The organism is Sphingobium sp., assembly GCA_023266575.1.
GTDB lineage: Bacteria > Pseudomonadota > Alphaproteobacteria > Sphingomonadales > Sphingomonadaceae > Sphingobium.
Genome location: JAHFPV010000006.1, coordinates 170,118 through 180,908, shown reverse-complemented (window position 1 = coordinate 180,908; position 10,791 = coordinate 170,118). Strand labels below are relative to the sequence as shown.

The following is a 10,791-nucleotide window of genomic DNA, read 5'->3' as shown; positions in this document are numbered from 1 at the left end:
CGGTGGGAATAATGTCGTCTGGCTGCGATCAGCACCAGCAATGAAGCGACCCATATGACCCTCCAAACCGTCAGAGCATCATACCATAATTATCGCCTTTTCACACAGGCTGGACCATTGGTGGCCGTTCCAGACGGCTCACGAGTTTACCGATTGCAGACATGTTTTCGCTCTGGCACGATCAGCCGCAATGAGCAGAAGCAAGCACCAAACTCTCAAGAGCATCTCAGGCAATCAGTCCAAAAGCGAGGTTGATGCCATGTTCGCTGAGGGTGATCACGACGCGATGGAGTGGGTTGAAAAAGGGCGACTAAAAATCGCTGAGATGCAAAGGCGCGATGCCGATAGAGTGGCTAAGAAAGCGGACTGATCGAGTCGACGACGTGTTGCCGTTCGCGCGAGCAGTTCGCTTGCCTAAAAGAGGCCATTCACATAGGGTCATCCATTAGAGGTGCCTATGTCACTGCTCGAAGAAAATGCCGAAATCCTTGCAGGGATGGAACGGGATGGCAGTGACCTTGGCCCTTCGCGCCCAGTCGATTTCTCGCATGTTTTCCCCAATCAGGCATCCGCAACAGATTTTGCCGCCCAGTGTGAAAGGGATGGGTTCAAGATCGACGTGATCGAGACCGATCGAGTTGAATGCCCATGGGATGTCACAGTTACGGTAGAAATCGAGCCTTCAGCCGCTAACGTCACATCATGGGAGGAACGCTTCGATACTCTCGCCCAAGCATACGAAGGGCGGGCGGACGGTTGGGGATTCTTTCGGGTCTAATAGGCAGCTTTCTACTGAATGCCACTCAACAGCCGACATTCCGCTTCCCACCCAAATCCGCCTTGGGCCTATGGGCGCGCAAACACCCACCACAAAACCGCTGCTAAAGCGCCAAAAAACATCAATATGACGGCGGCAATGCCCCACGCTCCGAAACGGTCGCCAGTCTTGGTAACAAGCCACTCGAAAAGAGTTTCGAAGAACATTTCCATGGTGCCATCTTGGATCGGAGCAAACCGACAAGCAATCGTCTCTTTTCATGCCTTACGCCCTCGGAAGCAGACCGACCGCCACCCACCCATTCCGTCATGCCGGGCTTGACCCGGCATCTATGGCGCCAGGGTTGTGGATCGCTCAGGCGTTGCGCCTATGGACCCGGATCAGGTCCGGGGTGACGGTGGTGGGTGGGGCTGTTTGGGCGGTGATGCATTGGGTGGCTTGATTGTCGGTGGCGATGTTTGTGCGTGCACTGTCGCAAGGCGTGTGGCGAGAGATGGGTTCCCGCCTGCGCGGGAACGACGGGGGTTGGGGGATTTGGGTGGGATCTTCTTTCCCGCACATATGGGTCGTGTCCCGCATATGTGCCGCAATAGCCGGTGTGGCCGCGCGGGGGTGGGCGATCGCGTCGGCTATTTTGCCTTTCCGCCGACCGGGTGCTTCACCGGATAGCTGATGATCAGCACCAGCGGTTCCTTGCCGGTCTGGCGGATGCCGACCACTGCGCCGTCGTAGAGATAGGCGGCCATGCCGGGGGTGAGGCTTTGGGTTTTGCCGTCGGAGGTGACGTCGCCGGTGCCGGACAGGACATAATAGACTTCGTCATGGGCGATCGGGTGGAGGCCGATGGCGGAACCGACATGGAGGATGCGTTTGCGGAACTCCATCGTGCGGGGCTGGGGGGCGGCGTCGCTGATGCGGTAGGCGGTGCTGAGGCCGATCTTGCCATGGGGGGTGGGTTCCTCGCGGCGGACGCTCTGTTCGTCGATCACGGCCATGGGCGGCGCGGGGGGCGGTGTAGGCGATGCTGCGGGTGCGGCGGCGAGGAGGAGGAGGGCGAGGATCATTTCGTTTCTCCCGATTTTTCACCCTGCCGCATCATCTTGTCGCGGTCGGACAGATGTTCGGCAATCTCCGCCGTCTGGCCGGGATAGCGGCCCGATTTGGGTTCCATCGTGTCGAGATTCCAGTCGGCCGCGACGAAGGGCGCGCGGGTCTGCGCCATTTTCGGGTAACCGCCGACCTGGCGTTCATCGTCGATGATCTCGCCGCGTCCTTCGGCCACGAAGAAGAGGACGCGCAGATCGTCGGCGTCGCGATCCCATGGGCGCGCACCGGCATGGGCGAGGACATGGGTTTCCACGTCGCGCACTGGCAGGACCTGGGTGCCGGGCCACCAGATGGGCGGGGCGGCGACCTGATTGATTTTCGCGCGGGTTTCGCCGTAGCGACCGAACATCGGCAGGGCGACGCCGAAGCGGTCGACCGCGATATTATCCTTGCCGTGATAGTCCAGATCGCCATCGCCGCCGAGCGTCAGGAAGGGCAGGCCGGGCGCGGTCGACACGCCGCCGCGCAACACATTGCCAACGGCGGACAGCTTGCCGGTCTGATAGGGATGATCGCCCCATTCGAGCGCCATGAGATTATAATGGACCGCGCGTTCGCCCGGATCATAGAGGATATTATTGACCATCTGGACCTGCGCCCCGCCCTTCAGCAGCGGGTTGCGTTCCTTGTTATGGGCATAGACGTTGCGATAGATCAGTATCTCGCTGGCATTGTCGTGGATCAGCGTCCCCTTGCTATGTTCGCCCTTGGGATGGCTGGCGTTGGCCAGCCCTTCGGCGGCGATATTGTAGGAAAAGGTGATGGCGTGGCTGGTGCCTTTGCGCCAGTCGTCGGGAGTCTTGCCGGTGAAGCGCGGGCCGGAGGCGGACATATTCTCGTCAATCGCCCAGGTGAAGCTGCAATGGTCGATCAAGACATTATGGGCCGCGACGGTGGAGAGGGAATCGGCTTCCCAGCCGCTCATTTTCGGTTGGCCATCCACCCCGGTGCGGATGCGGATGTGGCGCATCACCACATCATGGGTGGCGATGTCGATGCCGGTCTTGATCAGGGTGATGCCGGGCGAGGGCGCAGTCTGACCCGCGATGGTGACATAGGGTTCGCTGATTTTCAGCGTCTGGCGGGCCATGTCGATGATGCCGCCGACTTCGAACACGATGATGCGCGGCCCCTTCGTCTCCAGCGCGGCCTTGAAACTGCCGGGACCATCGGGGGCGAGGGTGGTGACGCGCAGGATGCGGCCGCCCCGGCCGCCGGGCGTGGCGGCGGCCCAGCCGACCGCGCCGGGGAAGGCGGCTTGGGCGACGGCGGCGCGTTGCGGCGCGGGTTGGGCGGCTATGGGCTGGACCAGCAGGCATTGGGCCATCGCGACGCCAAGCAGCATCCAGTGTGGGCGGGACCGGGGGATGGGCATGGTGACGGTGGCTCCTCTCTTTGGCCATGGGTGTGCCATTGTGTGGCATGGGCCGCAAGTCTGTTGTGACACCGGTGTCTGATAATCGCGATATGAGGGTGCCAGCGCTGGTCGATCAGGGGGTTTTGTGTCGCAACCGGGCAGGCGAAGCATTGCCAACTGTGGCATTCAGGCCATCTGCGAACAATAATCATCACGCTATATTGACAGCCGGAAACGCGGCGCGCATTTATGGCTTCGGTTATGACACCGGTTTCCAGTGACGCCAACGGACCAGCAACAGCTGGCGGCGGCACGGGCAGGAGAGGGCGCAAGCGAGACGAATCGCCCCTGATCCTGCCGATAGACCATGCCCCGTTCGCCGATCTGGTCGGGCGGGTATCGACAACAGGGAAGGAGCGGAACGTGCAGATTCGGAAGGGCAATACTCAGACCGGGGCGCAGCGCTGGCTGGCCGGGGCGAGCGTCGCGGCGATCATGCTGGCGATGCCGGTGGCCGCGCTGGCGCAGGATGCGCCGCAGGCTCCGGTACAAAGCGCAGAGGAAGGCGACGCCGCCGATATCGTCGTCACCGGCTTTCGCCAGTCGTTGGGCGCGGCGATCAATCTGAAACGCCAGTCGGTCGGGTCGGTCGACGCGATCGTGGCGGAAGATATTGCGAAATTTCCCGATCAGAATCTGGCGGAATCGTTGCAGCGTATTCCGGGCATCTCGATCCAGCGTGACGGCGGCGAAGGCCGGGCGATCACGGTGCGCGGTCTGGGCGCGCAATTTACCCGCGTGCGCGTCAATGGCATGGAGACGGTCGCGACATCGACCGACGGTGCCAGCGCCAACCGCGATCGCGCGTTCGATTTCAACGTGTTCGCGTCCGAACTGTTCAGCTCGCTGGTGGTCCACAAGACCGCCGAAGCCTCGCTCGACGAAGGGTCGCTGGGCGCGGTCGTGGATTTGAACACCGGCAATCCGCTTGCGGGCAAGGATGGTTTCACCTTCGTCGGATCGGCGACGGGTTCCTATAATGACCTCTCCAAGAAATGGGGGCCGCGCGCCGCCGGTCTGCTGTCGTGGAAATCGCCGGACGGGCAATGGGGTGTGGCGCTGTCTGCGGCCTATTCCAAGCTCGATACGCTGCAGATGGGCAATAATACGGTGCGCTGGTCGCAGGCGCGGTTCGACAGTGTCGATGGCACGAACTGCTTTACCGCGGCCAATAGCGGCGGCACCTATTTGCCGAGCGCCGGTTGCGACAAGGCGGCGCTCGCGTTTCATCCGCGTATTCCGCGCTATGGCGAAATCGCGCAGGAGCGCGAGCGTCTGGGCGTGACGGGGTCGATCCAATGGTCGCCTTCGGAAGCGACCAAGGTTTCGATCGACGGGCTGTTCTCCCGCTTCCGCGAGACGCGCGAGGAGAAATGGGGCGAGGTGCTGCTGCGGTCGAACGAGCGGTCGATCAATGTCGTCAACCCGGTCTATGACAGCAACAATAATATGATTTCCGCGACGCTGAACGATGCGTGGGTGCGGACGGAACATTATCTGCGCAAGTCGCAGACGAAATTCTACCAGCTGGGCGGCACCTGGGACCAGGATGTGGGCGACAAGTTCCGCTTCACCCTGCTGGGCGGCTTTTCCAAGTCGGATGCGTCGATCCCCGTCGAGACGACTTTGGTGTTCGACGATCGCGATGCGCAGAGCTATAAATATGATTATAGCAATATGAGCCGCCCGGTGCTGACATTCGGCACCAGCGTCACCGATCCGGCCAATTTCCAGCTGGCCGAAATTCGCGACCGGCCGTCATCCACGGTCAACAAGTTCCGCACGATGCAGCTGCGCACCGAATGGGACGTGACGGAGGGCTTCACGGTCAAGGCGGGTGCTGTCTATCGCCGCTTCTCCTTCGATACCGAGGGCTTTACCCGCGATACGGTGGTGTGCGGCAATGGCGGCGTCGATCGCGTGCTGGGGACGCTGGCCTGTTCGCCGACGTCGGCCTTTGGTCCGAGCGCGGTCTATGGCTTCCCGGTGACGGCGGCCCTGGCGGAAATGTTCACGCTGAAAGGGGCGGATGCGCCTGCGGGGACGACGACGCAGTGGCTGGTGCCCAATCTGGCGACGGGAACCGACTTTACCAAGCTGTACCAGCGCACCCCGGCGATCGATGCGGGCAATACGCGCGGCGTGGTGGAAAAGACGACCGGCGGCTATCTCCAGTTCGATGCCAAGGGCGACATTTTCGGGCTGGAATATGCGGCCAATGCCGGCATCCGCTACGTCAAGACCGACCAGAGTTCGACGGGTCTGAACAATGGCGCGCTAGTTGGCGTGTCGCGGTCCTATGAGGACTGGCTGCCCGCGATGAACATCGCCTTCTTCCCGCACCCCGACTTTGTGGTGCGCGCGTCGGCAGCGGACGTGATGACGCGGCCATCGCTGGGCAATCTGACGCCGGGCGGTTCGGTCGACGGGTTCAACTATCGGGTCAATTTCGGCAATCCCAACCTCAACCCGTTCCGCGCGACCGCCTATGATCTGGCGCTGGAATGGTATTTTGCGCCGCAGTCGATCGCATCGGTCGCTGTGTTCAAAAAGGATGTGCAGAGCTTCCCGATCGGCCAGACCATCACCGGCACCTTCGCCTCCACCGGCCTGCCGCTGTCGGTCATTCCGCCAAGCTCGCCTGCCGCGGGGCAGCCCGAACGGGCCGAAGGCTGGGCGATCAGCACGATCGTCAATGGCAGCGGCGCGAGCCTGAAGGGCATCGAATTGTCGGTGCAGGCGCCCTTCACCTTCCTGCCCGGCTTCCTGTCGCATTTCGGCGGGATCGTGAACGCGACCTTCGTCCAGTCGAGCGCCAGCTACACGGTATCGGGTCCAGCGATCGTGCCGGGCGGTGGCAATATCGCCGCGGTGCGGAGCGCAACCCTGTTCGGCCTGTCCAAGCGCGCCTTCAACGGCACGCTCTATTATGAGGACGCAAAGTTCAGCGCGCGCGTTTCGGCCAGCTATCGCAGCGGTTATATCGACCAGAATAGCGGCACGGGTAACGTGTTCGAGGGCTATAACAGCACGATCAATGTCGATGCGTCGATGCGGTACAAGTTGACCGACTGGATCGAGCTGTCGCTGGAGGGCATCAACCTGACCGACGAATATCGCGATCGCTACACCGATCTGGATGCCAATCGCAATTATGAGCAGCTGCATTACGGGCGCACGTTCCAGGTGGGCGCGCGGTTCAAGATGTAAGGCTCATGGCCGGGCCGCCTCTGCACGGGCGGCCCGGTTTTTTCTGTATGACAAGGAGCGCCCCATGACGATCAGCCGACGCGATGCTATGACGGGCGGGTTGGTCGGGAGTGCGCTGGCGTTGATCGGCACGCAGGCGGTTGCGGCCCCTGCGGCAGCGACCGACTGGAAACGGGGTTTCGACAATCAGCGTATCGCGGACCTTGGCGACGGGCGTTTCCTTAATCCGCTGATTTCGGGCGATCGGCCCGATCCGGCCATCCTGAAGGATGGGGCGGACTATTATATGAGCTTTTCGACGTTCGACAGCTATCCGGGCGTCACCATCTGGCATAGCCGCGACCTTATCAACTGGCAGCCGCGCGGGGCGGCGCTCACCAAGAATATCGGGTCGGTATGGGCGGTCAGCCTGGAGAAGCATGAGGGCCGCTACTTCATCTATATTCCGGTCAAGGCCAGCCCGAACAGCATCTTCGTGATCCATGCCGACAGCATCGACGGGCCGTGGAGCGACCCCATCGACCTGCAACTGCACGATCATATCGACCCGTGCCATGCGGTGGGGGAGGATGGCAGCCGCTGGCTGTTCCTGTCGGGCGGGGACCGCATCCGGCTGAGCGCGGACGGGCTGTCCACGGTCGGCGCGGTCGAGCATGTCTATGATCCCTGGCGCTATCCCGACACATGGGATGTCGAGGGCTTTTCGCCCGAAGGGCCGAAGATTCACCGTCATGGCGGCTGGTTCTATATGCTGACTGCCGTGGGCGGGACGGCGGGGCCGCCGACCGGGCATATGGTGATCGCGGCGCGATCTCGCTCCATCCATGGGCCGTGGGAGCAGCATCCGGGCAATCCGCTGGTGCGGACGGAAAGCCTGTCCGAACGCTGGTGGTCGCGGGGCCATGCCAGTCTGGTGGAGGCGCCGGACGGCAGCTGGTGGGCGGTCTATCATGGTTTTGAAAATGGGTTGTGGACGCTGGGGCGGCAGACTTTGCTCGATCCTATCGAGTGGACGGCGGATGGCTGGTTCCGCATGACCGGGGGCGATCTGTCGCAGCCGATCGCCAAGCCGCGCGGGGGCAAGGCGGTCCCCCACGGCATGGCGCTGTCGGATGACTTTGCGACGCTCAATCTGGGCGCGAAATGGAATTTCTTTCGGCCAGGCCCGGACGAGGCCAGCCGGGCGCGGGTGGAGAAAGGCGCGCTGGTCCTGAAAGGGCGCGGCACCGCGCCGGTCAATTCATCGCCGCTGCTGCTGATCGCGGGCGACCCGTCTTATGAATTTCAGTGCGATATTGAGATTGCGCCGGGCGGGACGGCGGGCTTGCTGCTCTTTTACGATGACAAGCTCTATTGCGGGCTGAGTTTTGACGAGACCCGTTTCGTCACCCACCAATATGGCACGGAGCGGGGCCGACCCGCCAACCCCTATGGTCGCAAGTTGACGATGAGGGTGACCAACCGCCACCATATCATCGCCTATCATTTAAGTGGCGACGGCGGGCGGACTTGGAGCCGGTTCGACCGGGGGATGGAAGTGTCGGGCTATCACCATAATGTGCGCGGCGGATTTCTGATGCTGCGGCCCGGCCTTTATACGGCGGGTCCGGGCGAGGCGCGGTTTCGGAATTTCCGGTTTCGCGCGCTCTAGCTGGCCGTCAGCGTCGCGCGAATGGCGGCTTTCAATACCTTGCCCGCATCATTTTTGGGCAGGGCATCCCAGAGCAGCACGGTTTCGGGATATTTGAAACGGGCAACGCCGTGGCGACCCAGAAAATCGGCGATGGCGGGGACGTCCGGGGCTGCCTCGCCGCGCGGCACGATGACGGCGACGGCGCGCTCCCCGGTGCGCGCGTCGGGAATGCCGACGATGGCGATTTCGGCGATGTCGGGGTGGCCGACCAGTAAATTCTCAATCTCCTTGGGCGCGATATTTTCGCCGTTGCGGATGATGAGATCCTTGATCCGGCCAGTGACGACGAGATGGTCGCCATCGACCCAGGCGCCCTGATCGCCGCTACGGTAATAGCCGTCGGCGTCGAAGCTGCTTTCCTCATCCTCCGGGTGGAGATAGCCGACCATCATCTGTGGCCCGCGCGCGCGGATTTCGCCGTCCGGGGCAATGCGGATGGTGGCGATGCCGGCGCGGCCATCGGTATCGGCGGCATGATTGCGGTCGGCAGGGTCGATGACGCCGACGGTGGTGACCGGCAGTTCGGTCGATCCATAGACGCGGCTGACGATCGCTTTGTCGAAATAGGCGGCGGCGTCGCGGATCAGGCTGGGCGGGACCGATGCGCCGCCGCAGATGAAGAGTTTAAGGTCAGGCAGACGGGTGCCTGCGGCGCGGGCGGAGGCCAGCAGATGCTGGAGGAAGGGGGTGGCCCCGGCCATATGGGTGCAGCGCTGATCGACCATGATCGCGACGGCCTCATCGGGGTTCCAATGTTCCATCAGGATCGCGGTCGCGCCCAGCAGCAGCGGGGTTTCAAAGGCGTAGATCGACCCGCCAATATGGCTGACCGGAGAGGGAACGAGGAAACGATCGCCCAGTTCGACCAGCCAGTGACGGCCAATCTGGCGGATCAGCGCATTGATGCTGTTATGGCTGTGAAGGACGCCCTTGGGCCGTCCGGTGGTGCCGCTGGTGTACATGACCATGCGGACATCGTCGGGATCGACCGTGGGGAGCGGGGCGTCGCCGCTTTCTGCCAGCAGGTCGGCAAAGGCGATGTGCGGGCCAGCATCGCCGCGCAGGACGATGACGGCGGGCGGGTTTTCAAGCGCTGGCGTGACGCGGGCGAGCATCGCGGCATAATCATGGCCGCGAAAGCTGGCGGGGATGAAGATCATCGCGCTGTCGAGATCGGCCAAAATGAAGCGCAGGTCATGGTCGCGCAGCGAAGGCAGGATGGGGTTGGCGACCATACCCGCCAGCGTTGCGCCCATATAGATGATCGCGGCTTCATGCCAGTTGGGCAGCATGAAGGAGATGGCGCTGCCCGGCGCGAAGCGGGCGAGCATGGCCTGGCCAAGGCGGCTGGCCTGCGCGTGGAGAGCGGCGGCGGTCAGGCTGGCGTCGCCCTCGATCAGCAGGACGCGGTCGGGCGTATCGCGGGCAGCCTGGATCAGAGCGTCGGCGGCGGTCTCTGCCTGCCACCAGCCGTCCTTATAAGCCTGTGCCGCGAGGGCATCGTCACGGCGGACGGACCAGCCGGTGGGCGTCGTGCGCCGGGGTGAAGCTATGTCGGACATGGCGCAGAAATGCGGGAGTATGGCGGCACGGGCAAGCCGGGCGGCAATCCAGCGCTCTGGCGATGGCGAGCGTCAGAGCAGCGCCCGGTATCGCGCCAGCAGATCGTCGATGAAGGCGATGACGGCGCGGGTGCGGGGGGATTTTTGATGTTCGGGGCGCAGGACCAGCCAATAGCTGCGGGTGATTTCGACCTCTTCGGGGAGGATGCGGACAAGGCCCGGTTCGCTATCGGCGGAAAAGCGATGGAGCAGGCCAAGGCCGACGCCTGACGCCACGGCCTTTTGCTGGGCAACGATCGAGCTGGAGCGGAATACCGGGCGCGCTTCGCCGGCGACTTCGGACAAATAGCGCAGGCCGCGCATGTCGATCATCTGGTCGATATAGGCGACGAAGGGCTGGGCGGCGACATCCTGCGCGGTGCGGATCGGCGGGTGGCTGGCGAGATAGTCGGCCGAGGCGTAGAGGCCGAGCTGATAGTCGCACAGTTTGCGCACGACCAGCTTGCCGCGCGGCGGGCGATCGACGGTGATGGCGATGTCGGCTTCGCGATTGGCGAGGCTGACGGCGCGGGACTCCGGCATCAGCTCCAGCAACAGGTCGGGATAGCGGGCGTGGAAATCGGCGATGTTGGGCGCGACGATATAGGTGCCGAACGCTTCGGGCGTGGCGAGGCGGACTTCGCCCGCGATCGCTTCGGCCCGGCCCGATAGCGCGGCGGCGGCGGCGTCAAATTCGCGTTCGGCGCGTTCGGCATGGTCGAGCAGCAGTGCGCCTGCCGCAGTCATCGCCACCCCGCGCGAGGTGCGATCGAACAGGCGCGCGCCGAGCGCCTCCTCCAACGCGGTCAGGCGGCGGGCGACGGTGGTGTGGTTGACGCCCAGCGCCTGCCCCGCGCTGGTAAGGCGTCCGGCGCGCGCGACGGCGAGGAACAGGCGAAGATCATCCCAGTGAAGCATATGCACCCATGCACAACAGATACGCAGATATGATCATTTTTGCGCGTAACGCCATAGGCTATTGGCC

8 protein-coding genes are annotated in these 10,791 nt (G+C 63.2%); 3 read left to right on the top strand and 5 right to left on the bottom strand.

The features are described 5' to 3' along the window. Positions 1-457: 457 nt before the first annotated feature. Positions 458-778, top strand: coding sequence for a ribonuclease E inhibitor RraB (locus Q0D44_RS08600; RefSeq protein ID WP_294135368.1), 321 nt, complete (start codon positions 458-460; stop codon positions 776-778). 68 nt (positions 779-846) lie between these two features. On the opposite strand, the gene Q0D44_RS08595 is transcribed toward Q0D44_RS08600, so the two are convergent. From Q0D44_RS08595 to Q0D44_RS08585, 3 genes are all read right to left on the bottom strand, one after another. Further along, a complete protein-coding gene (locus Q0D44_RS08595; RefSeq protein WP_294135366.1) occupies positions 847-990 on the bottom strand; it encodes a hypothetical protein in 144 nt (47 codons plus the stop codon). Between the two features lie 417 nt (positions 991-1,407). Then, a complete protein-coding gene (locus Q0D44_RS08590; protein WP_294135364.1) occupies positions 1,408-1,842 on the bottom strand; it encodes a cupin domain-containing protein in 435 nt (144 codons plus the stop codon). Continuing rightward, on the bottom strand, positions 1,839-3,212 hold the full coding sequence (locus Q0D44_RS08585) for a pectate lyase (RefSeq protein WP_294135384.1): 1,374 nt from the start codon (positions 3,210-3,212) through the stop codon (positions 1,839-1,841). The genes Q0D44_RS08590 and Q0D44_RS08585 overlap by 4 nt, the downstream gene beginning before the upstream one ends. A gap of 525 nt (positions 3,213-3,737) precedes the next feature. Between Q0D44_RS08585 and Q0D44_RS08580 the strand changes: the two genes are divergently transcribed. Both Q0D44_RS08580 and Q0D44_RS08575 read left to right on the top strand, forming a co-directional pair. Beyond that, complete coding sequence (locus Q0D44_RS08580) at positions 3,738-6,512, top strand: TonB-dependent receptor (protein WP_294135382.1); 2,775 nt, start codon at positions 3,738-3,740, stop codon at positions 6,510-6,512. A gap of 64 nt (positions 6,513-6,576) precedes the next feature. Next, on the top strand, positions 6,577-8,163 hold the full coding sequence (locus tag Q0D44_RS08575) for a family 43 glycosylhydrolase (RefSeq protein WP_294135362.1): 1,587 nt from the start codon (positions 6,577-6,579) through the stop codon (positions 8,161-8,163). On the opposite strand, the gene Q0D44_RS08570 is transcribed toward Q0D44_RS08575, so the two are convergent. Beyond that, positions 8,160-9,767 carry an AMP-binding protein gene (locus Q0D44_RS08570; protein ID WP_294135360.1) on the bottom strand — a complete coding sequence of 536 codons (1,608 nt, stop codon included), beginning with the start codon at positions 9,765-9,767 and terminating at the stop codon, positions 8,160-8,162. The two genes, Q0D44_RS08575 and Q0D44_RS08570, sit on opposite strands and share 4 nt — an antisense overlap. Before the next feature lie 72 nt (positions 9,768-9,839). After that, positions 9,840-10,724, bottom strand: coding sequence for a LysR family transcriptional regulator (locus Q0D44_RS08565; protein ID WP_294135358.1), 885 nt, complete (start codon positions 10,722-10,724; stop codon positions 9,840-9,842). Positions 10,725-10,791 lie beyond the last annotated feature (67 nt).

Bases quoted from the DNA above. Each gene is read 5' to 3' on its own strand.
- Q0D44_RS08575 (WP_294135362.1), top strand. From the start codon at position 6,577: ATGACGATCAGCCGACGCGATGCTATGACGGGCGGGTTGGTCGGGAGT.
- Q0D44_RS08590 (WP_294135364.1), bottom strand. From the start codon at position 1,842: ATGATCCTCGCCCTCCTCCTCCTCGCCGCCGCACCCGCAGCATCGCCT.
- Q0D44_RS08580 (WP_294135382.1), top strand. From the start codon at position 3,738: ATGCTGGCGATGCCGGTGGCCGCGCTGGCGCAGGATGCGCCGCAGGCT.
- Q0D44_RS08595 (WP_294135366.1), bottom strand. From the start codon at position 990: ATGGAAATGTTCTTCGAAACTCTTTTCGAGTGGCTTGTTACCAAGACT.
- Q0D44_RS08565 (WP_294135358.1), bottom strand. From the start codon at position 10,724: ATGCTTCACTGGGATGATCTTCGCCTGTTCCTCGCCGTCGCGCGCGCC.
- Q0D44_RS08585 (WP_294135384.1), bottom strand. From the start codon at position 3,212: ATGGCCCAATGCCTGCTGGTCCAGCCCATAGCCGCCCAACCCGCGCCG.
- Q0D44_RS08570 (WP_294135360.1), bottom strand. From the start codon at position 9,767: ATGTCCGACATAGCTTCACCCCGGCGCACGACGCCCACCGGCTGGTCC.
- Q0D44_RS08600 (WP_294135368.1), top strand. From the start codon at position 458: ATGTCACTGCTCGAAGAAAATGCCGAAATCCTTGCAGGGATGGAACGG.